General features: G+C 63.1%; 20 protein-coding genes. 9 read left to right on the top strand and 11 right to left on the bottom strand.

Translation table 11 applies throughout. The features are described 5' to 3' along the window. Window positions 1-92 precede the first annotated feature (92 nt). A complete protein-coding gene (gene uvrB / locus AC1Q67_RS06640; protein ID WP_492234754.1) occupies window positions 93-2,954 on the bottom strand; it encodes an excinuclease ABC subunit UvrB in 2,862 nt (953 codons plus the stop codon). Window positions 2,955-3,106: 152 nt separating this feature from the next. Here uvrB and AC1Q67_RS06635 point away from each other — a divergent pair, with 152 nt between their 5' ends. Continuing rightward, window positions 3,107-5,089, top strand: a complete 1,983-nt coding sequence (locus AC1Q67_RS06635; RefSeq protein ID WP_492234755.1) for an alkyl/aryl-sulfatase — start codon at window positions 3,107-3,109, stop codon at window positions 5,087-5,089. 92 nt (window positions 5,090-5,181) lie between these two features. Here AC1Q67_RS06635 and AC1Q67_RS06630 read toward each other — a convergent pair whose 3' ends face one another. The 3 genes from AC1Q67_RS06630 to AC1Q67_RS06620 form a co-directional block, all read right to left on the bottom strand. Then, a complete protein-coding gene (locus AC1Q67_RS06630; protein ID WP_492234756.1) occupies window positions 5,182-5,409 on the bottom strand; it encodes a hypothetical protein in 228 nt (75 codons plus the stop codon). 95 nt (window positions 5,410-5,504) lie between these two features. Beyond that, on the bottom strand, window positions 5,505-6,107 hold the full coding sequence (locus AC1Q67_RS06625) for an SCO family protein (protein WP_492235695.1): 603 nt from the start codon (window positions 6,105-6,107) through the stop codon (window positions 5,505-5,507). 47 nt (window positions 6,108-6,154) lie between these two features. Further along, on the bottom strand, window positions 6,155-7,267 hold the full coding sequence (locus tag AC1Q67_RS06620) for an MBL fold metallo-hydrolase (protein WP_492234757.1): 1,113 nt from the start codon (window positions 7,265-7,267) through the stop codon (window positions 6,155-6,157). Window positions 7,268-7,508: 241 nt separating this feature from the next. Here AC1Q67_RS06620 and AC1Q67_RS06615 point away from each other — a divergent pair, with 241 nt between their 5' ends. Together AC1Q67_RS06615 and AC1Q67_RS06610 are read left to right on the top strand one after the other, a co-directional pair. Next, window positions 7,509-8,213, top strand: coding sequence for a glutathione binding-like protein (locus AC1Q67_RS06615; protein ID WP_492234758.1), 705 nt, complete (start codon window positions 7,509-7,511; stop codon window positions 8,211-8,213). Window positions 8,214-8,217: 4 nt separating this feature from the next. Beyond that, entirely contained in the window at window positions 8,218-8,919 is a 702-nt protein-coding gene (locus AC1Q67_RS06610; protein WP_492234759.1) for a glutathione S-transferase family protein, read from the top strand. Window positions 8,920-9,021: 102 nt separating this feature from the next. On the opposite strand, the gene AC1Q67_RS06605 is transcribed toward AC1Q67_RS06610, so the two are convergent. Then, complete coding sequence (locus tag AC1Q67_RS06605; protein WP_492234760.1) at window positions 9,022-9,219, bottom strand: cysteine-rich CWC family protein; 198 nt, start codon at window positions 9,217-9,219, stop codon at window positions 9,022-9,024. A gap of 112 nt (window positions 9,220-9,331) precedes the next feature. Between AC1Q67_RS06605 and AC1Q67_RS06600 the strand changes: the two genes are divergently transcribed. Further along, window positions 9,332-10,837 (top strand): DUF1800 domain-containing protein, encoded by a 1,506-nt coding sequence (locus AC1Q67_RS06600; RefSeq protein ID WP_492234761.1) that lies wholly within the window; start codon window positions 9,332-9,334, stop codon window positions 10,835-10,837. Window positions 10,838-10,839: 2 nt separating this feature from the next. Then, window positions 10,840-12,081, top strand: coding sequence for a DUF1501 domain-containing protein (locus AC1Q67_RS06595; protein WP_492234762.1), 1,242 nt, complete (start codon window positions 10,840-10,842; stop codon window positions 12,079-12,081). A gap of 111 nt (window positions 12,082-12,192) precedes the next feature. Here AC1Q67_RS06595 and AC1Q67_RS06590 read toward each other — a convergent pair whose 3' ends face one another. Next, the gene (locus tag AC1Q67_RS06590; protein WP_492234764.1) at window positions 12,193-13,134 is read right to left on the bottom strand and encodes an aldo/keto reductase; all 942 of its coding nucleotides are present in this window, start codon (window positions 13,132-13,134) and stop codon (window positions 12,193-12,195) included. Window positions 13,135-13,146: 12 nt separating this feature from the next. Continuing rightward, the gene (gene olsA, locus AC1Q67_RS06585) at window positions 13,147-13,992 is read right to left on the bottom strand and encodes a lyso-ornithine lipid O-acyltransferase (protein ID WP_492234765.1); all 846 of its coding nucleotides are present in this window, start codon (window positions 13,990-13,992) and stop codon (window positions 13,147-13,149) included. Between the two features lie 421 nt (window positions 13,993-14,413). Between olsA and AC1Q67_RS06580 the strand changes: the two genes are divergently transcribed. After that, window positions 14,414-14,770 (top strand): DMT family protein, encoded by a 357-nt coding sequence (locus AC1Q67_RS06580; protein WP_024577776.1) that lies wholly within the window; start codon window positions 14,414-14,416, stop codon window positions 14,768-14,770. A 178-nt stretch (window positions 14,771-14,948) separates the two neighbouring features. Here the strand turns inward: AC1Q67_RS06580 and AC1Q67_RS06575 are convergent, their stop codons facing one another. The 4 genes from AC1Q67_RS06575 to AC1Q67_RS06560 form a co-directional block, all read right to left on the bottom strand. Beyond that, on the bottom strand, window positions 14,949-15,128 hold the full coding sequence (locus AC1Q67_RS06575; protein WP_006021964.1) for a hypothetical protein: 180 nt from the start codon (window positions 15,126-15,128) through the stop codon (window positions 14,949-14,951). A gap of 161 nt (window positions 15,129-15,289) precedes the next feature. Further along, the gene (locus AC1Q67_RS06570) at window positions 15,290-15,961 is read right to left on the bottom strand and encodes a glutathione S-transferase family protein (protein WP_029659908.1); all 672 of its coding nucleotides are present in this window, start codon (window positions 15,959-15,961) and stop codon (window positions 15,290-15,292) included. 236 nt (window positions 15,962-16,197) lie between these two features. After that, on the bottom strand, window positions 16,198-17,187 hold the full coding sequence (locus AC1Q67_RS06565) for a glycosyltransferase family 2 protein (RefSeq protein WP_492234768.1): 990 nt from the start codon (window positions 17,185-17,187) through the stop codon (window positions 16,198-16,200). Further along, a complete protein-coding gene (locus AC1Q67_RS06560; protein WP_492234769.1) occupies window positions 17,174-18,403 on the bottom strand; it encodes a glycosyltransferase family 87 protein in 1,230 nt (409 codons plus the stop codon). Before AC1Q67_RS06560 ends, AC1Q67_RS06565 begins: the two co-directional genes overlap by 14 nt. Before the next feature lie 212 nt (window positions 18,404-18,615). On the opposite strand from AC1Q67_RS06560, the gene AC1Q67_RS06555 reads away from it, so the two are divergent. From AC1Q67_RS06555 to AC1Q67_RS06545, 3 genes are all read left to right on the top strand, one after another. Then, entirely contained in the window at window positions 18,616-19,818 is a 1,203-nt protein-coding gene (locus tag AC1Q67_RS06555; RefSeq protein WP_492234770.1) for a pyridoxal phosphate-dependent aminotransferase, read from the top strand. Window positions 19,819-19,940: 122 nt separating this feature from the next. Further along, window positions 19,941-20,447, top strand: coding sequence for a DUF992 domain-containing protein (locus tag AC1Q67_RS06550; RefSeq protein WP_492234771.1), 507 nt, complete (start codon window positions 19,941-19,943; stop codon window positions 20,445-20,447). Between the two features lie 183 nt (window positions 20,448-20,630). Further along, window positions 20,631-21,113, top strand: a complete 483-nt coding sequence (locus tag AC1Q67_RS06545; RefSeq protein ID WP_492234773.1) for a DUF992 domain-containing protein — start codon at window positions 20,631-20,633, stop codon at window positions 21,111-21,113. The last annotated feature ends 243 nt before the right edge of the window (window positions 21,114-21,356 follow it).

Genomic DNA, 21,356 nt, shown 5'->3' with positions numbered 1-21,356 from the left:
AGCAGCGTCCAGCGCGACAGGCAGGCGGGATGGTGCCGCTTATATGGAGATGGAATCCGCAACCGCCATGCCGCCGCAGTGCGCGAAGTTCACTACCGCTTCTTCCATCCGCCGCGCTTGCCCGGCGCGCCGCCGGTGGAGCGGCCTGAGAATTCGGGCCCGGACTGGCGTGAGTTGGTGGGCTGGAAAATCTTGCTTTCCATCCCCGGACCCATCTCGTCCAGCGTCGGCTTTCGCGCGCGCGATTTCATTTTCGCCGCCGCCTTGTCAAGTTGCGCCGGCAAATTCGCGGCGTCGCCGTACTTTTTCTTGCCGGCGTAGGCGCCGGCTTTCGCCGCGACGCCGCGCTGCTTGATGGTCGGATCGTCCACCACGGCCAGCTCAGTGGCGCGCAGGCGCTTGACCTCGTCGCGCAGCCGCGCGGCTTCCTCGAAGTTGAGGTCGGCGGCCGCTTCGCGCATCCTTGTTTCGAGATCGGCCAGCACCGCCTCGAAGTTGTGGCCGATGGCGACCGCGTCGTCGGCCATGCCGCCGTCGCCGATTTCCACCAGTACATGGTCGCGCTCATAGACGCTGCCGAGAATATCGCCGATGTCGCGCTTGATGCTTTCCGGCGTGATGCCGTGGGCGGTGTTGTACTCGACCTGCTTCTCGCGGCGGCGGTCGGTCTCGGCGATGGCGCGCTCCATCGAGCCGGTGATCTGGTCGGCGTAGAGAATGACCTTTCCATCGACGTTACGCGCGGCGCGGCCGATGGTCTGGATCAGCGATGTTTCCGAACGAAGGAAGCCTTCCTTGTCGGCATCGAGGATCGCGACCAGCGCGCATTCGGGAATGTCGAGACCTTCGCGCAGCAGATTGATGCCGACCAGCGCGTCGAACGCGCCCAAGCGAAGATCGCGGATGATCTCGATGCGCTCGATGGTGTCGATATCCGAGTGCATGTAGCGGACACGGATGCCCTGCTCGTGCAGGTATTCGGTGAGGTCCTCCGCCATGCGTTTGGTCAGCACCGTGATCAGCGAACGATAGCCGTTGCGCGCGGTCTCGCGCACCTCGCCGACCAGATCGTCCACCTGCGTGCGGGCGGGGCGGATATTGACCGGCGGGTCAATGAGTCCGGTCGGGCGGATCACCTGCTCGACGAACACGCCGCCGCTCTCGTTCAATTCCCAGCCGCCCGGCGTCGCCGACACCGCGATCGATTGTGGGCGCATCATGTCCCACTCTTCAAAGCGCAGCGGGCGGTTGTCCATGCAGGAGGGCAGGCGGAAGCCGTATTCGGCCAGCGTCGCCTTGCGGCGGAAGTCGCCTTTGAACATCGCGCCGATCTGCGGCACGCTGACATGGCTTTCATCGGCGAACACCAGCGCGTTGTCCGGCACATATTCGAACAGCGTCGGCGGCGGCTCGCCCGGCTTGCGGCCGGTGAGATAGCGCGAATAATTCTCGATGCCGGCGCAGCTTCCGGTCGCTTCCATCATTTCCAGATCGAAGGTGGTGCGCTGTTCGAGGCGCTGCGCTTCGAGCAGGCGGCCCTGCGCGTTCAACTGGTCCAGCCGCCACTTCAGTTCGCTCTTGATGCCTTTGATGGCCTGGATCAGCGTCGGCCGCGGCGTGACATAGTGCGAGTTAGCGTAGATCTTGATGAATTCAAGCTCGTCCTGCTTGTGGCCGGTGAGCGGATCGAACTCCTCGATGCTTTCGATCGTGTCGCCGAACATGTTCACGCGCCAGGCGCGGTCTTCATAGTGCGCCGGGAAAATGTCGAGCGTGTCGCCGCGCACGCGGAAGGTGCCGCGGCTGAAATCCGCCGAGGTGCGCTTGTATTGCAGGGCGACGAGGTCGGCGATGAGCTGGCGCTGATCGACGCGCTCGCCGCGCTTCATCGCAAACGTCATCGCGGTGTAGGTCTCGACCGAACCGATACCGTAGATGCACGACACCGAGGCGACGATGATGACGTCGTCGCGCTCCAGCAGCGCGCGCGTCGCCGAGTGGCGCATCCGGTCGATCTGCTCGTTGATCGAGGAATCTTTCTCGATATAGGTGTCGGTGCGGGGGACGTAAGCTTCGGGCTGATAGTAGTCGTAGTACGAGACGAAATATTCCACCGCGTTGTCGGGAAAAAAGTTCTTGAACTCGCCGTAGAGCTGGGCCGCGAGCGTCTTGTTGGGCGCAAGGATGATCGCGGGGCGCTGCGTGGCCTCGATCACCTTCGCCATGGTGTAGGTCTTGCCCGAGCCAGTGACGCCGAGCAGCACCTGCGTGCGGTCGTTGCGCTGGATGCCTTCGACCAGTTCCTTGATCGCGGTCGGCTGGTCGCCCTTCGGCTCATAGGCGGACTTGAGTTCAAAGCGCACGCCGCCTTCGGATTTCTCCGGGCGGGGCGGGCGATGCGGTGTCCAGACCTTCAGCGAGCCGTCATTCTTGCGAAATTCGGGGCGGCCGTCGCGGATCAGGTTTTCCAGCGCATCGGCGGTCGCCTGCACACCCAGCGATTCCATCTTGTTGCGCGCGGGGCGGAACGAGTCGTCATCATCGACATCATAGCCGAGCTGCTTCGCCAGTTCAGGATCGAGGGTCGGGATCGGCGCGCTGGTGCCGTAATTGGCCTGCGGGGCTTCCTCAAAGCCTGCCGGCTTTTGAACTCTTGCAGCGGGCGGCTGCGGAGCGGGCTGGAGCGGGGTCGGGCGGGGCTCACCCTCGACGAAATCCTTCGGCGTCGATTTGCGCGCGCGATGGATCGCGGCCTCGCCGCCGGAGCGGCGGTCCTTGGAATTGTCCGGCGGCGGCTGCAAGCCGGTGCCCGATCCCATGCCCGCATCGCCGCGATTGATCGCCGGGTTCAAAAGCTCCGCCAGCGCAGGCCCGATCGGCTGCACATCGGGACGATGGGCTTTCGACTTCGGGGTTTTGGGGGGCTTCTTCGCGGAATCGGGGTTCTTCGCCATGGGCGGAATATGGGGCGCGGAGTGCGGAGAGAAAAGGGTATTTTCTTCGGCGCATGGGATGAAGTTTGCGATGAAACTTACGCATGTCCCCTGATAGGCTGGAACTTACGCGCGGGCAGTGCCGAGAACCGCGTGACAGTCCGGGAGGTCACATGCCGTATAAATGCACCGCCAGCCTGCTGGCTGCCGCGTTGTTCGCCATTGCGCCGACTTCGCCGTCGCTCGCTCAGTCCAAGGATGCCGAACCCGCCAGCCGCGCCGTCAACGACACCTTCCACAAGACGCTGCCCTTCAATGACCGCGCGGATTTTGAGGATGCGAAGCGCGGTTTCATCGCGACACTGCCGGATGGCATCGTCCCCGGCCTCGGCGACAAGCCGGCGTTCAACACAAAACAATACGATTTCCTGAAAAGCGATGAGGTCCCGGCCACGGTCAATCCCAGCCTGTGGCGGCAGGCGCAGCTCAACGCCATCAACGGCCTCTTCAAGGTCACCGAGCGTGTCTATCAGGTGCGCGGGCTCGACATCGCCAATATGACCATCATCGAGGGCGATAGCGGCCTGATCCTGATCGATCCGCTGCTGTCCAACGAGACCGCGAAGGCGGCGCTCGATCTGTATCTGAAGAACCGGCCGGCGAAGCCGGTCGCGGCGGTGATCTACACCCACAGCCACGCTGATCACTTCGGCGGAGCCAAGGGCGTCATCACGGAGGACGATGCGAAGTCCGGCAAGGTCAAGGTGATCGCGCCGGACGGCTTCATGGAGCATGCGGTGGCGGAGAATGTCATCGCCGGCAACGCCATGTCACGCCGCGCGCAGTATCAGTTCGGCAGCGCGTTGCCGGTCGGCGACCGGGCGCAGATCGACACGGGCCTCGGCAAGGCGCTGGCGCGGGGCTCGATTTCGCTGATCCCGCCGAACGATGTGATCAAGCAGGCCTATGAGACGCGCCAGGTCGATGGCGTCGAGATCGAGTTTCATCTGGTGCCGGGCTCGGAAGCCCCGTCCGAGATGATCATGTACTTCCCGCAGTTCAAATTGCTGAACATGGCGGAAGACGCCACCCACAACATGCACAATCTCTACACCATCCGCGGCGCGGAGATTCGCGACGGCCGGCTGTGGTCGCGCTATATCAACGATGCCATCGACCGCTATGGCGACAAGACCGATGCGGTGATCGCGCAGCATCACTGGCCGATGTGGGGGAACGAGCGCATCGTCGCGTTCCTGAAAAAGCAGCGCGATCTCTACAAGTTCATCCACGACCAGACCGTGCGTCTGCTCAACCACGGCCTGACGCCGACCGAGATCGCCGAGCAGTTGAAGTTGCCGCCGTCACTGGCCAATGACTGGGCCGCGCGCGGCTACTACGGCACGCTGAGCCACAACGCCAAGGCGGTCTATCAGTTCTATCTCGGCTGGTACGACGCCAATCCTGCCGATCTCAATCCGTTGCCGCGTGCGGAAGAAGCCAGGAAGCAGGTGGAGTATATGGGTGGCGCGGAGGCGACCATCAAACGTGCGCGCGAGGACTACAAGGCCGGCCAGTATCGATGGGTCGCCAGCGTCATGAGCAAGGTGGTGTTCGCCGATCCCGCCAACAGGGACGCGCGCGAACTCGGCGCCGATGCGCTCGAACAGCTCGGCTATCAGAGCGAGGCGGCGACCTGGCGTAACGCCTATCTGCTGGGCGCGCTGGAACTGCGCGGCGGTGTCGGCCCGCAGCCGCCCGCGCTGGTGAATGCCGAACTGCTGAAAGGCATTTCCATCGATCTGGCGTTCGATTTCCTGGGGGTGCGGCTCAATGCAGCCAAGGCCGAGGGCAAGACCATCGTGATCAACTGGACCTTCACCGATCTCGACCAGACCTATGTGATGAATCTGGAGAACTCCGCGCTGACGCACACAGCGGGCAAGCTCTCCGACAAGGCCGATGCCAGCGTGACCCTGACCCGCGCCGCGCTCGACGCCATCACGCTCAAACAACGGACCTTCCTCGGCAGCATTTTGACGGGAGATGTGTCGGTCGGCGGCAATCCGCTCAAGCTTCGCGAGTTGTTTGGCCTGCTCGATGAATTCTCGACCGGCTTTGAAGTCGTGGAGCCGAAGAAGGCGGCGGTGGAGTAGGCGTCACAACTCGGCGCGGCACTTGGTGATCGCAGCGCGCGCGTTCGTTCGAGGACAAGGAAGGGGACACATGTCCCCTTCCTTGTGTGCGATCAGTTCGAGCAGACCTTGATGGTTTTCATTCCCGCCTCTGCCTCGGTGCGGGTCGTGAACACCTTGCCATCGCCAACGACGACCGTCGTTGTGGTTGTCGGCTTCTTGTCCACAATGGTGCATTTCTTTGTGGACGTGTCCTGAACGACATAGAATTCCGCCGCCTGCGCGTAGGTTGCGCTGGCCAGCATCGCTACAGCACCAAACAAAACAACAAATTTCCTCATGATGGTTCCTCCGGTTGGTACGTGTCCCCGGCATTGAACCTTCGAGAAAGCCAGTTGTTCCTATGGGAAGGAGAGGCGAGCTTCCCGGAACCGCGTTATCGCACGGGCTTTCCGGCCAGATGCGGGCGGATCATCCCGGCCATCTTCGCGGCGTCCGTGCCGGGCGGAAAGAACCCGAGATATTTTCCGTCGCGGCCGATCAGATAGATGAACGCGGAATGGTCGACGGTGTAGTCGTCCGGCTTCGGTCCCGTTGAGACGCGCGTGTAGTAGACCCTGTAGGCGTCGGCGGCCTGCGACACGTCCTTGACCCTTCCGGTGAGTCCGAGCAGGCGCGGATGAAACAGCGGAACATATTGCGCGAGATGCTCGACCGTGTCGCGTTCGGGATCGAGCGTGATGAACAGCGGCTGCACGCTTTTTGCATCGTCGCCGAGTTGCTCCATGGCGAGCCCGATCTGCTGGAGGTCTGTCGGACAGATGTCAGGGCAGTAGGTGAAGCCGAAATAGACCAGCATGAGCTGGCCGCGAAAATCGGCGTCGGTGCGGATCTTGCCGGTTTGGTCCTTGAGCGCAAACGCGCCGCCGATCGGCTCGCGATTCCACATCACCGCGTCCATCAGCTCGGCGGCGGAGCGTGTTGAGCCTTGCGCCGATGCGGGAGACGCAGCCCAAAAACCGCACAGCAGCGCGGCCATGATGGCCGCGCCGGTCCTGCGCCATGTCGCTGGGAGGCTGCGCGCGCTCACGCGCTGAAGATCAGGCGGCTGCCGGTCGAGACGTTGATCACGCTGTCCGGCATCTGCGCGCGCGCTTCGAGCAGGAAGTTCAGCCCGCTGCAATGCATCGGGATCACGACATCCGGCTGGAGCGCCTTGATCTCGCCGACAATCTGCTTGAGGTAGTCCGCAGGGGCCGGCCCCAGATGGAAGCCGCCGACCACGGCATGAACCTTCTGCACGCCCGAGATTTCCTGCGCCTGCCGCACCGAATTGACGATGCCGACATGGCCGCAGGATGAGATCACCACAAGGCCGTTGCCGCGGATGTTGAAGCAGGTCGCGTGTTCGTGGACATGTTCGTCCGGAACGAAGTTGCCCTGCAGTTCGGCGGCGGTGTAGTGGCCGTAATCGCAGCCAGCGCTCTCCGGCTTGTAGTCGACAAAGGTGTTCGGCAGGATTTTCTCGACGCTGCTCCGCTTGATCTTGCCGGTGGTGAAGGCGTGGCCTTCGATCACGGTCGGGGTTTCGCAGAGCACGGTCTGGACTTTCTGCGCCGTGATCTGCTTGCGGTCCAGCACGCCGCCTTCGCCGAACTGGCCGGTGGATGCGCGGCTGACGCGGTGACAGAAATTGTCCTCGCCGCCGGCATAGAGCTTCACGTCGGCGGGCAGCACGCTGCGATATTTCTCGAGAAAGCCGATCAGGCCGCCATAGTGATCGATATGGCCGTGGCTGACGATCAGTGCGTTGATTTTCGCGGGATCGACCTTGAGCAGGCCGATATTGTTGATGATCGCGGGTGAGGTGTAGCCGAAGTCCAGCAGGATGTTGCGCTGTTCCTGTTCGCGCTGCGATTCCAGAAACAGCGACAGGCCCCATTCGTTGTGCAGGACGTTGCGGGCATCGGCACTGCGGCCGCCGCCTGGACCCTCGTGCACGACGCCGTTCACGGTTGAGCCTTTCAGGAACTGGTCGTGCTGCTGGTCGACAAGCACGCGGATCGACAGCTTGTCGATGGTCGGCACCTGGATCGGCGCCGCGCTCGCAATGCCCATGCATGAGAAGCCGCCTGTCGCGGCGAGACCCATTGCGGTGGAAAGTTTCAGGAAATCACGCCGTGCGAATTCTTTCGTCATTTTCGACCTTTCTTGATCCCGAGTCGGGATTTTCCCGGAACTCTATCGTCAGGGACGTGAGAGGGACTGTTTCTTGTTTGGAGTGAAGCGATGAAAATCTTTCACGAGCCTCGGCTCCGGGCAATGAAATTTACTTGATATCCGCGGCGCGGCATTGACTTCGCAGGCGCGAAGCGCAAGGTTCATGCAATCGCATTGACTTTGCGAGACTGCCTCACGCCGCCATTTCAAGGATAGCAAGATGATCGATCTCTATTACTGGCCGACGCCGAATGGCCACAAGATCACGATGTTTCTCGAGGAAACGGGCCTCGCCTACAAGATCCACCCGATCAACATCGGCACCGGTGACCAGTTCAAGCCGGAGTTTCTTGCATTCTCGCCGAACAACCGCATGCCTGCGATCATCGACCAGGAGCCCGCCGACGGCGGCGCGCCGGTGAAGATCTTCGAATCCGGTGCGATCCTGATCTATCTGGCGGAGAAGACCGGCAAGTTCCTGCCCTCCGATCTGCGCAAGCGCTTCGATGTGATCCAGTGGTTGATGTGGCAGATGGGCGGTCTCGGCCCGATGCTCGGCCAGAACCATCATTTCAGCAACTATGCGCCGGAGAAAATTCCTTACGCCATCGATCGCTATGTCAACGAAACCAACAGGCTCTACGGCGTGCTCAACAAGCGGCTTGCGGATCGCGAGTTTGTCGCGGGCGATTATTCCATCGCGGACATGGCGGCCTATCCCTGGATCGTGCCGTATGAGCGGCAGGGCCAGAAGCTGGAAGACTTCCCGCATCTCAAGCGCTGGTTCGAGACCATCCGTGCCCGGCCTGCGACGGTTCGCGCCTACGCGGTGGGCCCGACGGTGAACCCCAGCCTTGGCAAGACCTTCACCGACGAGCAGAAGAAGGTGCTGTTCGGGCAGACAGCGTCTGTCGTGAAGGGCTGAGGCGATGGCTGTTGCGCGAAAGCTCTTCGAACTCTGCGGCACGGAAACCGAGCGTGTGTTCAGCCCGTTCTGCTGGCGCACGCGCATGGCGCTGGCGCACAAGGACATCAAGGCCGAAACGATTCCGTGGCGGTTCAGCGAAAAAGACGCCATCGCGCCGCATCAGTCCGACAAGGTGCCGGTGTTCATCGACGGCGAGACCTCCGTCGCCGACTCATGGGCGATCGCGAATTATCTCGAGGACACCTATCCCGATCGTCCGTCGCTGTTCGGCGGCGAGGGGGGCCGCGCCATGGGCCGGATGCTGAACTGGTGGGGCGATACGGTTGTCCTTGGCGGCATTTTTCCGATGATCGCCGTCGACATTCATGCCCATCTGCGGCCGGCCGATCAGGCGTATTTCCGCAAGACCCGTGAGGCGCGTCTCGGCAAGACGTTGGAAGACGCGGCATCCAACCGCGATCAGGCGGTCGAGGGATTCCGCAACGCGCTGAATCCGATGCGGCTCACGCTCAAGACGCAGCCTTACATCGGCGGCGAGTCGCCGAATTACGCCGACTACATTGTGTTCGGCCCGTTCCAGTGGGCGCGCGCGACCAGCCCGTTCAGGCTGCTGAAGGAAGACGATCCGGTCTATGCCTGGCGCGAAAAGCTGCTCGATGCGTTCGGCGGCATGGCGCGAAATTCGCCCGGGTATGCGGTGTAGTGCAGAAAGATCGTCATTGCGAGGAGCGTTGGCGACGAAGCAATCCATCTTTTGTATCGAGAATTTGAATGGATTGCTTCGCTTCGCTCGCAATGACGTGAATCAGGTCGCTGCGCGCCGCTCCGCCGCCGCCCGCAAACACGCCTGACACAAACAGTCCTCGCCCTCGGCGGGCAGCGGCAGTTTCGCTGTCTCGTCCGAGCACCAGCAGGGGCCGGACAGGTTGCAGGTGAACGCCGTTCCGCACCGCGCGCAACTCACCGTCCGCTGCCCGGCGGGATCAACGGGTGGCTTGGTCACGGTCTCGTTCACGATTCTGCCGAATCCTTCATGTGACGTTCAGGCGCCCATGGCGCATACTTCGCACCATATTCGGCCAACCGATTTCTGAGATCAATCGTGAGTTCCAGCAATGGCGCGTGATCCGCAAGGCGCTCTCATCGCACTCAACCGGTTCGGATTTGGCGCGCGCGGCGGCGCGGCCAGCGACTTTTCCAGTGCAGCTTCCGATCCGCGCGGCTTCGTGAAGGCGGAACTGGGCAGGCCCAACGCGGCTTTGCTCGATGCGCCCGGTTTGCAACCGACGCCCGCGCTGGCACAGGCGGTGTTCGATTATCAGAAGGACGTCAAGCAGCAGCGCGAAGCGGCGGCGAAAACCGCACAGGCGATGGCCTCTGCGCCGGGGGAGGCGAAAGCCGCCGAAACGGATATGAAGCCCGATCCTGCCAAGGCAATGATGCCGCCCGACGCCATGCAGCCGGCGATGCCGAACGCCGCGCCGGCCAAGGAGCCGCCGAAGCCGCTCAACATCATCCAGAAGACGTTCCGGGCCGAGGCGCTGGCGCGGCTTCAGCGCGCAACCATGGCTGAGTGCGGATTCGTCGAACGGCTGGTGACGTTCTGGTCCAATCATTTCTGCACCTCCGCCAACAAGGGCGAGCTGGCGCGGATGTGGGCTGGGGCGTTCGAGCGCGAGGCGATCCGTCCGCATGTGCTGGGCAACTTCGGCGAGATGCTCCGCGCGGTCGAGCAGCATCCGGCGATGATCTTCTTTCTCGACAACCAGCAGTCGATCGGGCCGGACTCGCGCGCCGGACAAAACCGCAAGAAGGGCCTGAACGAGAATCTCGCCCGCGAGATCATGGAGCTTCATACGCTCGGCGTGAACGGCGGCTACACCCAGGCCGACGTGACATCGCTGGCGCGCATTATCACCGGCTGGACCTTCGCAGGACGGCAGGCAAAGCTGGGTGCGCCCGGCACCTTCATCTTCAACGCCAATGCGCATGAGCCGGGACCGCAAAAGCTGCTCGGCAAGGTCTATGAAGACACCGGCCTCGCGCAAGGCGAGACGGCGCTTGCCGACATCGCGCGGCATCCGGCGACGGCAAAATTCATCGCCACGAAATTCGCGCGCCATTTCGTGGCCGACGACCCGCCGCCCGCGCTGGTGGCGAAGCTCGAAAGCACGTTCAGGAAAACCGGCGGCGATCTGCATGCGATGACGCTGGCGCTGGTCGATGCGGATGAGGCGTGGCGGGCGCCGATGACCAAGATCCGCATGCCGTACGAATATCTCGTGGCGGCCGGGCGGATGATGGGACGCATCCCGGAAGACCCGCAGCGTTATCTCGGTGGATTGAATGTTCTCGGCCAGCCGCTGTGGACGCCCGCCGGGCCGAATGGTTTTGCCGACACCAATGCGGCCTGGGCCGCGCCTGAAGGCATCAAGCTGCGGCTCGACATCGCGTCGCAGATTTCGTCGCGGATCGCCGACAGCATCGATCCGCGCGCGCTGCTCGATGTGGTCGCCGGGGACGCTGCTTCGGCCGAGACGCGGCAAACCATCGAGCGGGCGGAATCGAAGCAGCAGGCGTTCGCGCTGCTGCTGATGTCGCCCGAATTCCAGAGGAGATGAGCATGTCCAGCCTTCCCGATGATTGCTGCGAAAGCCATACCGCGCGCGGGCTGACGCGACGTTCGCTGCTGCTCGGATCGGCGACCTTCGCGGCCTGGGCCTACCTGCCGAAATTCGCGCGCGCGAAGGACGGCCGCGATCCGCGCTTCGTCACCATCATCCTGCGCGGTGCGCTCGATGGCCTCGCCACCGTCGCGCCGGTCGGCGATCCCGATTACGCCGCGCTGCATGGATTGATCGCGCTCTCGCTGGATGGCGCACACGCCGCGACCGCGCTGGATTCATTCTTCGCGCTGCATCCGTCGATGCCGGAATTCGCGCGGATGTATAAGGACAAGAAAGCCGCTGTGGTTCATGCAGTGGCGACGCCCTACCGCGAGCGCTCGCATTTCGACGGGCAGGATGTGCTGGAAAGCGGCTTTGCCGGGCCGGGCCGCGTGCAAAGCGGCTGGCTCAATCGCGCGCTGGAGGCACTGCCGCGCGGCGAGCGCGTCATGAGCGGACTGGCGGTCGGCCCCACCACGCCGCTGGTGCTGCGCGGTGCCGCCCCGACGGTCGGCTGGGTGCCGCCGTATCTGCCGCAGGCCGCCGACGACACCGCGATGCGCCTGATGAATCTCTACACCCACCGCGATCCCGCATTGGCCGCAGCGCTGTCACAGGGCTTGCAGATCGACAAGATCGCGGCGCGTGACGATGCCATGAAGCCGAAACCGGGCATGAACGGCGCAGGCGCGATGCGGCTCGCGGCCAAGGGCGCGGCGCGGTTGATGGCGGCGGACGACGGCCCGCGCATTGCGGCGCTCGCATTCGACGGCTGGGACACCCACGCCAATGAAGGCGGGGCGGTGGGGCGGCTGGCGCAATTGCTGGGCGGACTCGACGGAGCACTGGCGGAATTCGAGACCGTTCTCGGAGAGCGCTGGCGCGACACAGTGATTGTGGTGGCCACCGAATTCGGCCGCACGGCGCGGATTAACGGCACCGACGGCACCGATCATGGCACCGGCACGATTGCGCTGCTTGCGGGCGGCGCGGTCAACGGCGGACGGGTGATTTCGGACTGGCCGGGACTCAAGCTGGCGAATCTTTATGAGGGCCGCGATCTCAAGCCCACCACCGATCTGCGCGGTGTGATCAAGGGCGTGCTGCGCGATCACCTCGGGCTCGGTGAGCGCGTGCTGGCGGACACGGTGTTTCCCGACAGCGGGGCGGTGAAAGCGATGCAGGGGCTGGTGGTTTAGCGCAAGATTGGAGCAAAGTCGTCATTGCGAGGAGCGCAGGCGACGAAGCAATCCAGCCTTCAGGAGTGGATTGCCTCGCTTCGCTCGCAATGACGGGAGCGAGTGAAACAGTCAGCCCTTCGTGATCTGATCGATCTCCGCCATCTCCTCCTGCGTCAGCTTCCAGCCGATGGCTTTGACATTCTGCTCGATCTGCTCGACGCGAGTTGCGCCGGCAATCACGCTCGACACCTGCGGCCGCGCCGCCAGCCACGAGAACGCCAGCTCCAGCATGGTTTTTCCGCGCGCATTCACGAAATCCTGAAGCTTCTGCACGATGTCGAGATTCTTGTCGGTCATGTAGCGGTCGCTGAGATATTGCATCTTGGCGAAGCGGGTATCGGCGGGCGCTGCCTCGCCGCGCTTGTATTTTCCGGTGAGCAGTCCGCTCGCCAGCGGGAAGAACGGCAGGATGCCGAGATTGTAAGCTTCCGCTGCAGGAAACAGGTCTTTCTCGTGGTCGCGCACGATCAGGCTGTATTCGTCCTGGCATGACACGAACGCATGGGTGTTGATGCCGCGCGCGGTGAACTGTGCTTCGGCGACGCGCCATGCCGGAAAATTCGAGCAGCCGATGTAGCGCACCTTGCCCTGACGGATCAGATCTTCCAGCGCGCGCAGTGTTTCTTCAATCGGGGTCAGAGGATCGAAATCGTGCTGCTGGTAAAGGTCGATGTAATCGGTCTTCAGGCGGCGCAGGCTGTCCTCCACCGCGCTCATGATGTAGCGGCGCGATGCCCCCTGCTTGGTGCCGTCGTCGCTCATCGCCTTGGAGTACTTCGTGGCGAGCACAATGTCCTTGCGGCGGTCGCCGAGCACTTCGCCCAGCACGGTCTCCGAGCCGCCGCGTCCGGCATAGATGTCGGCGGTGTCGAACAGCGTGATGCCGAGATCGATCGCCTTGTGGATCACCTTGCGCGAGGTCTCCAGATCGGTGCGCTGGCCGAAATTGTTGCAGCCGAGGCCGACAGCCGACACGCGCAGGCCGGAGCCGCCGAGATTTCTGATTTCCATGATCTTACCCCGTCAGGTCTGGTCGAGGGCCGGAATGGCAGGAGGCAATCCTTCTTCCGTACCTGACGGCTGCGCCGGAGGCGAGCGCAAAGCGCGCGCCGTCATGCGCCGCACCGCGGTTTCGGCATCCCGCGCGATCTCCTTGCGGTTCGCGGCCATGCCGTACCCGATCGCCTCGCCCCAGCTCACCGTGACGTCGACCGCGCCATTCGCCAGCACGTTCAGCAGATGCGGCACCAGTTCGGCTTCGCCATACCACGCCACCTTGTCGCGCAGTGCGCGGCCGACCGGCACGCCGCCGAAGCGGACATAGGCGATCGACACCGGTTGGACGGTGACGCGGTCATGATGGGTGGAATCGCCTATGGCATGGTGCACCGCGCCGATCAGCGCCGACCGGAACGGCAGGATGCGAATCCCGTCGCTCGAGGTGCCTTCGGGAAACAGCACGACGGCGTCGCCCCCGAGCAGGCGGTCGCCCATGGCGCGCGCGGCATCGCCGGTCTTGTGGCGGCGTTCGCGTTCGACAAAAACCGTGCGCTGCAATTTGGCGAGCTGACCGAACAGCGGCCAGTTCGCAACTTCGGACTTTGCGACAAACACCACCGGCGCGACCGCGCCGAGCACGGTGATGTCGAGCCACGAGGCGTGGTTCGACAGGATCAGCACCGGGGTTTCGCGCGTGCGCTCGCCGACCTGTGTGATCCGGATGCCGATGATCGCGCAGGTCGCGCGATGAAACAGGTTCGGCACGATGCGCTGGAGCCGGCTGTTGAGCAGGATTCCCGCGAGCTGGAACGGCAGCAGCAGAAGGGCGATGAGAACCAGCAGGGTGCCGGCGCAGATGGTGCGGATCATGAGGTGCGTATCGGTCTCAGGGAAATCGTGACGAGGTATTGATCATATCATAGCGGGCGCATCGCACACCGCGAAAGCGAACAACAGACCGGCGGCAGTTCGGACAAAAAAGGCGCGGCCCCGGCCGGATACAGCGCAGAGGGGATTTACGCGACCGGGGACCGCTCGAACGCGTGATCGATGACGGGGGCCGGACCACACGCATCCGCAGGCTAGGGGCCGACCGTAACAGCGCTATGACAGCGCCAATTGTCCACAGGCAGGGCTGCCAGCGTGCTCAACAGCTGTGGCGTCCCTGCGAAGGCGGGGACCCAGAACCACAGGGCGGCGTTGGTGAAAACGTGATCGCCAACGTATGCTTCAGGAATGATGGTTCCCCGCTTTCGCGGGCGATATGGACGTTTGTTTCGAAAGGATACCCATGCCCACGACGGTTTCGCCGTTTCTTCTGCCGATCCTGATGTTGCTCGCCTCCAACATTTTCATGACCTTCGCCTGGTACGGCCATTTGAAGTTCAAGGAGCATTCGCTGCCGCTGGTCATCATGGTGAGCTGGGGCATCGCCTTCTTCGAGTATTGGCTTGCGGTGCCGGCCAATCGCTGGGGCAGCGCGGTCTATTCGGCGGCGCAGCTCAAGACGATGCAGGAAGTCATTACGCTGGTGGTGTTCGCTGGCTTTTCGGTCCTGTACCTGAAGGAGCCGCTCGGCTGGAATCACGCGATCGGCTTCGCCTTCATCGCGGCGGGCGCATTCTTCATTTTCCATAAATGGTCGTGAGTACCGTCGCCGTAGTCATGGCTGCGCGCCTGCGTCGCGATCAAAAATCCTGCAACGAGGATGATCGCGAGCGTCAGCGACGCTGAAACCACAACGAGAGACGTCTTCATCCGTGTATCTCCACCGCGCGCGTCTTCGCGCGGCCGCGGGGTAGTCTGGGTGCGCAGGGAAAAGCGGCTCAGCCAGCAATCGGCATGGCGGCCACGACCTTGATCGACAGCGCCGTAACGGTGACGAGCAGGCACAATGACAGCGACGCCACCGCGAGCGAGGCGGCGACGGCGTTCGTCAGTCGGAACGATGCAACACGCGCGGACCGCAGTCCGAAACCAATTCCTGAAACGGGCGACCGGATCATGGTCGGGCATCCTCAAATCGGGCGGCGAATCACCACTGCCCGGAATGTGTCAGGACTCGCTGTCGAGATTGCGGCATGCCCTAGCCAAACGTGGCAGAAGCAAGGCAGGGGCTGAAAAATCAGCAGGTTATGCCCATTATCCCGCTCCGATTCGGCTGGTTTCAGGCCTCTGCGGTCAGGCCGGTCTCGGTTCCCGGGGCGGTTTCGGGGGCCGCGACCTCGGCAGGCTTCCACGCCATCGACACGAAGCGCGGCTCGCTTTCGACCCGCTTCAGCCAGGCCTTCACGGACGGATAGCCGGAGAGGTCGAAGTCGCACTGGTTGGCGACGTGGGTGTAGCCGTACATGGCGATGTCCGCGACGGTCAGATGCCCTGCGGCGAAGTAGTCGTTGGTCTTGAGGTGATTTTCCATCACCCGCAGCGCGGCGTAGCCGCGCTCCATCCAGTCTTCCAGCGAATGGGTCTGCAGGTCGCGGCCGCCGCGCACCAGCACGAGCCAGAAATACGCAGCGCCGACGCTCGGCTCCAGCGCGTGCTGTTCGAAGAACATCCATTGCAGCGCCTGCGCGCGATCGATGCGGTCCTCGGGCGCCAGCGATGTGCCGATCGCCACATACCAGAGGATCGCGTTGGACTCTGCGAGATAGCGCCCGTCGGCGACTTCGAGCAGCGGCACCTGTCCTGAGGGATTGCGCGCGAGAAATTCCGGCGTGCGGCTTTCACCGCGCAGAATGTCGACCTCGATGGCTTTATACGGCGCATTCAACAGCGCCAGCGCAAGGCGGACCTTGTAGCTGTTGCCGGAGCGCTGCATCGAGTAAAGTTTGTACATACAGGCCTTCGAAAGTACCGCCGGAGACATACGGCGCGAACCGGACTGCCACCCCTGCCTGCCCCCAGGCCGATGTAACAATGAGGTTCTGGGACCCTCGCCGCAAGGCCTTTGCGTTAGAAAAAGTCAAATCGCTCACAGCCGCGTAGCCATGAGAGATTTTATTCTGCGGAATGTGGGTCAGTGCGTCAATTTCGCGCGAAACAGCGCGAGAAAATGCTGGTTTTTTGTGATCGTCAAAGTTTGTTCGCAACTGCGTCAAGATCGAGATAGCGCATCCGCTTGGCTTCGCGGCGGCCCTGCGCAATGGCCTCAAGCACGAGACCGATGGCGAAGGAGAGGAAGCCGAGCTGCGCGATGGCGGCGGCGAGTATCGCGGTGGGAAAACGCGGCACGAGTCCGGTCTCGAGATACGTGACGATCAGCGGCGCGCCGAGGCCGAGGCAGATCAGCAGCAGCATGGCGCCGATCGCGCTGAAGAACCGCAGCGGCCGTGTTTCCTTGTAGAGCTTGATGAGCGTCAGCAGAATCCGGGTGCCGTCGCGATAGGTCCTCAGCTTGCTCTGCGATCCCTCGGGCCGCGTCGCATAAGGCAGCGGCATCTCGCCGGTGGCGATCTTGAGATCGAGTGCATGAACCGACAGCTCAGCCTCGATTTCGAATCCGCTCGATGTGACCGGAAACGATTTCGCGAAGCGCCGCGACAGCACGCGATAGCCTGAAAGAATATCGGTGAAGCCGTCGCCGAACATGTGCGCAAGGATGCGGTTGAACAGGTGGTTGCCGAAACGGTGTCCGCGCGGAAACGCGCCGTCGCCGCCGTTGCGGGTGCCGACCATCATGTCGAGGTTGCGCGTCACCAGCGCCTCGATCAGCGCGCCTGCTGCGGTCGGATCGTAGGTCGCGTCGCCATCGGCGAGGATGTAGATGTCGGCTTCGATATCCGCCAGCATGCGGCGGACCACGTTGCCCTTGCCCTGTAGCGTTTCGCGGCGGACGATGGCGCCTGCGGCGACCGCGGCCTCATAAGTGCCGTCGGTGGAATTGTTGTCGTAGACGTAAATCCGCGCGCCGGGCAGCGCGCGCTGAAAGCCCTCGATCACAGCGGTGATGGCGGCTTCCTCGTTGTAGCAGGGCAGCAGCACCGCGATCGAGCGGTTGCGCACCATGGCGCTCTGCGGAAACAGATCATCGATTTCGTCGCGGACGCGATCAAGCTTTGACAAGACGGCTGCTCCCGATTGCATGAATGCCGAGATCGCTCGCTGCGCGCCGCAGCGTCATCGTGTAAAGTGCGATCATCACAATGAGTCCGAGCGGAACGCCGCTCAGGCCCGCGATGCTGCGCGTGAGGAATGGAGCGGCCCATGCCAGCGCCAGCAGCGAGATTTCGTACGGCTGGAAGCCGCGCGCGAATCCGTGACGTGCGAGGAACGCAATCGCGATGCCGAGCACCACGAGGTCGTAGTCCAGCACATAGGGTGTCGCCAGCAGGCTCGCGATGGCCAGCGCCGCGGCCTTCAGTTCGAATGCGGCCTGCGAGCGCCACAGTCTGACGACCGTGACCGCGAGCACCAGCGCGAGCGCGCCTTGCGCGGCGTAAGCCAGATCGATGCCGCCGCCCCACATCCGCACCGCGGAGAACAGCGACTGGATTTTCTCCCAGCCGGTGCCGCCGGCTTCGAGCACGATGGTGCGCGTGAAGGTCGCGGACTCGGCGAAAGCGTGCCAGACGTTCATGCCGAACAGCAGCGTCGACATGGCGATCAGCGCGATCACCGTCGCGGCGGCGCTGATGATCGTGGTCCAGCGGCCGGTCGCGAGCAAGACGAGCGGAATCAGAATTCCGAATTGCGGCTTGTAGGAGAGGAGGCCAAGGCAAAGGCCGGCCAGTGCGGGCCGCCGCTCCAGCAGGGTGAGAAATCCGCCGAGCAGGGCTGCGGTGAAGAATCCATTCTGGCCGTGGCCGACATTGACGAACACGGCCGGAAACGCCGCCGTGACCAGCCACGTCTCGCGCCTCGGCACGATGGCGTGAATGGCTGCCATGAAAGCAGGGAGGGACACCGCGAGCCAGCATGCGAGCGCGAAGCCGTAGGGCATCAGCGCCAGGGCTGCCGCGACCATCAGGAAGAACGGCGGATAGTGCCAGCCGAAGAACGGGACATCGCGGCCCTCGAACACCGCGATCTCGGCGGCGTGCTGGAGCCTAGGGTCGTAGGCGTCAGCCGCCTTGCCCGACAGGGTCAGAACCCCGGCTGCGTAGACGTTGGAGAAGTCGGTTCCGATCGGCTTGCCGTTGCGATCGATCATGTGGTCCGAGGTGGCGAGCAGGCCGATCAGCCCGGCCACTGAAATGGCGAGGACCAGCAATGCATAGTTGCGGATACGGGCCGGCGTGAGCCAGCTTCCGGTCCGCAGGGCTTGCCAAATATGGCTCATTTTCTCGCCAGGATTTATGAATGTTGCAGGGGGCCTTTTGCGCGCATCGACCCTAGGCGGCGCGCTTTAAGGTTTCCTTAGTCCGGCACGCAATTTCGTGTGTTTTCGGCGAAGTTTCTTGCGATGCAGCGTCGCCCGTTTTAGGGTGCCCCGCCCGCTAAACCCCGCGAATCCGGGCCTTCGCGACCCTCAGCATCCTTTAGGAGAACACGATGCCGTTTCTGTCCGCTGCGCTTGACCGTGTGAAGCCGTCCGCGACCATCGCGGTCACGGATAAAGCACGTCAGCTCAAAGCCGCGGGCCGCAATGTCATCGGTCTCGGCGCAGGCGAGCCCGACTTCGACACGCCAGCCAACATCAAGCTGGCGGCGATCCATGCCATCGAGGCCGGCAAGACCAAGTACACCGCGGTGGACGGCATTCCCGAGCTGAAGGACGCGATCATCGCGAAGTTTCAGCGCGAGAACGGCCTGACCTACAAGCCGAACCAGATCACGGTCGGCACCGGCGGCAAGCAGGTGCTGTACAACGCGCTGATGGCGACGCTGAACCCCGGCGATGAGGTCATCATCCCGGCGCCGTACTGGGTGAGCTATCCGGAGATGGTGGCGCTCGCGGGCGGCGAACCGGTGCCGGTGGTCTGCACCGCGGAGTTCGGCTTCAAGCTGCAGCCGGCCGCGCTGGAGAAGGCGATCACGCCGAAGACCAAGTGGATTATCCTCAACTCGCCGTCGAACCCGACCGGCTCGGCCTATACCCACGCCGAACTGAAGGCGCTCACCGATGTGCTGGTGAAGCACCCGCATGTCTGGGTGATGACCGACGACATGTACGAACATCTCGTCTACGACGACTTCAAGTTCGCCACGCCGGCGCAGGTCGAGCCGAAACTGTTCGACCGCACGCTGACCGTGAACGGCGTGTCGAAAGCCTACTGCATGACCGGCTGGCGTATCGGTTATGCGGGCGGGCCGCAGCAGCTCATCTCGGCAATGGCGACCATCCAGTCGCAATCGACCTCGAACCCGTCGTCGGTTTCGCAGTGGGCGGCAGTCGAGGCGCTCAACGGACCGCAGGACTTCATCGCGGCGAACAACAAGGTGTTCAAGGAGCGCCGCGATCTCGTGGTCGCGATGCTCAACCAGGCCAGCGGCATCGACTGCCCGCGTCCGGAAGGCGCGTTCTACGTCTATCCGTCCTGTGCAGGCACCATCGGCAAGACCGCGCCGTCGGGGAAAAAGCTCGAGACCGATGAAGATTTCGTGACCGAGCTTCTGGAAACCGAAGGCGTCGCGGTGGTGCAGGGGTCCGCATTCGGCCTCGGCCCGGCGTTTCGTATCTCCTACGCCACCAAAACCTCGGATCTCGAGGAAGCCTGCAAGCGCATCCAGCGGTTCTGCGGTAACTTGCGCTAAAGCAACACTGCCGGAATAACGTCAGCAGTTTGATTGGAAATAAGGAAAGCGCCATGTTTTTGACACGGCGCTTCCCTTTTGTCCGCGCGCCAATCAAAACAATCAATCTGGAGTTCAATTCCATGCGTCTTTCATCAGCTCTCGGTACCGCGTTCGCGGCACTCGTCGCCTCGTTCGCCACGGCGAATGCACAGCAGGCCGTTCAGGTCGGCGTGCTGGAATGCCGCGGGGGCCAGAACGTCGGCATGGTCATCGCGTCCAAGACCACCCTCGAGTGCGTCTTCCGCAGCGAAGGCCGCCGTCCCGAGCCTTACCTGGCGCATGTCACCCGCATCGGCGTTGACCTCGGCGTAACCGAAAACACCACCTTCGCATGGGCCGTGCATGCGCCGACCCAGCGGCTCGGCCGCGGCGATCTCTCCGGCAGCTACGGCGGCGTCGGCGGCAACGTCTCGTTCGGCCTCGGCGGCGGTGGCAATCTGCTGTGGGGCGGTTCGCAGAATTCCTACGCCCTCCAGCCGCTCAGCCTGCAGGGCCAGACCGGCCTGAACGTGGCCGGCGGCGTTGTCGGCCTTGATCTTGAGCCGGCGGGCCTGGTGAAGCGCAAGCATCGCCGTCACCGCCACTAAGCAGTTGAGTTAACAAAACGGAATGAAAAAGGCCCGCACATGCGGGCCTTTTTTGTTGCTCTTTAAGGGCTATCGGCAGGGCGGGAATTGAACATTACCCGCCGGTATGACTAGATGCGCGGACCTTTCACGGTCTTTTTCACATCGATCCTTCAATTCGCGCCATATAGCCGGAGATATCCCATGCGCCGCCTTTCCACCGTCCTGTCCGTTGCTTCGGCAGCCCTCGTCGCGACGGCTGCCCTCGTTCATGCGCAGTCCGGGCGCACCCAGGTCGGCGTGCTTGAATGCCGCGGCGGTCCGAATGTCGGCATGATTGTCGGTTCGGTGACCAATCTCGGATGCGTCTTCCGCTCCGACGGCCGCCCGGACGATCTCTATACCGCGCGCATCACCAAGATCGGCGTCGATCTCGGCATCACGACTGAGACCGCGTTGTCATGGGCGGTGTTCGCGCCGACCGCGCGTATCGGCATGGGCGACCTGTCCGGCAATTACGCCGGCGTCGACGCCAGTGCCGCGGTGGGCGTCGGTCTTGGCGGCAACGCCATGCTCGGCGGTTCGGCCAATTCCTTCGCCCTGCAACCGCTGAGCGTGCAGGGACAGACCGGCTTGAGCGTCGCTGGCGGCGTGCAGAGCATGGAACTGCGTCCGGGCCGGTTCTGAGAATTCTCAGTTCCATTCGTCATTGCGAGGAGCGTTTGCGACGAAGCAATCCCTTTTTTGAGATTTCAAAGAGTGGATTGCTTCGCTTCGCTCGCAATGACGACATCACATTGCTGCGCAGCGGCATGTTTCCCGCTTGCCAACCGTACCGCGCCTTGAGACGATCACGGTGCCGACCCGCATGAGCGCATTCAGCAGAAGTGGGATTGGCGCGAGCGGAATGCGCCCAACATGAGTTAAGAG

The organism is Afipia sp. GW823-FHT06G09, assembly GCF_058794875.1.
This window is presented reverse-complemented; position numbering and strand designations above follow the sequence as displayed.

Excerpts from the sequence above, each read along its gene's own strand:
- uvrB (WP_492234754.1), bottom strand. The coding sequence starts at position 2,954 with ATGGCGAAGAACCCCGATTCCGCGAAGAAGCCCCCCAAAACCCCGAAG.
- AC1Q67_RS06635 (WP_492234755.1), top strand. The coding sequence starts at position 3,107 with ATGCCGTATAAATGCACCGCCAGCCTGCTGGCTGCCGCGTTGTTCGCC.
- AC1Q67_RS06630 (WP_492234756.1), bottom strand. The coding sequence starts at position 5,409 with ATGAGGAAATTTGTTGTTTTGTTTGGTGCTGTAGCGATGCTGGCCAGC.
- AC1Q67_RS06625 (WP_492235695.1), bottom strand. The coding sequence starts at position 6,107 with ATGGCCGCGCTGCTGTGCGGTTTTTGGGCTGCGTCTCCCGCATCGGCG.
- AC1Q67_RS06620 (WP_492234757.1), bottom strand. The coding sequence starts at position 7,267 with ATGACGAAAGAATTCGCACGGCGTGATTTCCTGAAACTTTCCACCGCA.
- AC1Q67_RS06615 (WP_492234758.1), top strand. The coding sequence starts at position 7,509 with ATGATCGATCTCTATTACTGGCCGACGCCGAATGGCCACAAGATCACG.
- AC1Q67_RS06610 (WP_492234759.1), top strand. The coding sequence starts at position 8,218 with ATGGCTGTTGCGCGAAAGCTCTTCGAACTCTGCGGCACGGAAACCGAG.
- AC1Q67_RS06600 (WP_492234761.1), top strand. The coding sequence starts at position 9,332 with ATGGCGCGTGATCCGCAAGGCGCTCTCATCGCACTCAACCGGTTCGGA.
- AC1Q67_RS06595 (WP_492234762.1), top strand. The coding sequence starts at position 10,840 with ATGTCCAGCCTTCCCGATGATTGCTGCGAAAGCCATACCGCGCGCGGG.
- AC1Q67_RS06590 (WP_492234764.1), bottom strand. The coding sequence starts at position 13,134 with ATGGAAATCAGAAATCTCGGCGGCTCCGGCCTGCGCGTGTCGGCTGTC.
- olsA (WP_492234765.1), bottom strand. The coding sequence starts at position 13,992 with ATGATCCGCACCATCTGCGCCGGCACCCTGCTGGTTCTCATCGCCCTT.
- AC1Q67_RS06580 (WP_024577776.1), top strand. The coding sequence starts at position 14,414 with ATGCCCACGACGGTTTCGCCGTTTCTTCTGCCGATCCTGATGTTGCTC.
- AC1Q67_RS06575 (WP_006021964.1), bottom strand. The coding sequence starts at position 15,128 with ATGATCCGGTCGCCCGTTTCAGGAATTGGTTTCGGACTGCGGTCCGCG.
- AC1Q67_RS06570 (WP_029659908.1), bottom strand. The coding sequence starts at position 15,961 with ATGTACAAACTTTACTCGATGCAGCGCTCCGGCAACAGCTACAAGGTC.
- AC1Q67_RS06560 (WP_492234769.1), bottom strand. The coding sequence starts at position 18,403 with ATGAGCCATATTTGGCAAGCCCTGCGGACCGGAAGCTGGCTCACGCCG.
- AC1Q67_RS06555 (WP_492234770.1), top strand. The coding sequence starts at position 18,616 with ATGCCGTTTCTGTCCGCTGCGCTTGACCGTGTGAAGCCGTCCGCGACC.
- AC1Q67_RS06550 (WP_492234771.1), top strand. The coding sequence starts at position 19,941 with ATGCGTCTTTCATCAGCTCTCGGTACCGCGTTCGCGGCACTCGTCGCC.
- AC1Q67_RS06545 (WP_492234773.1), top strand. The coding sequence starts at position 20,631 with ATGCGCCGCCTTTCCACCGTCCTGTCCGTTGCTTCGGCAGCCCTCGTC.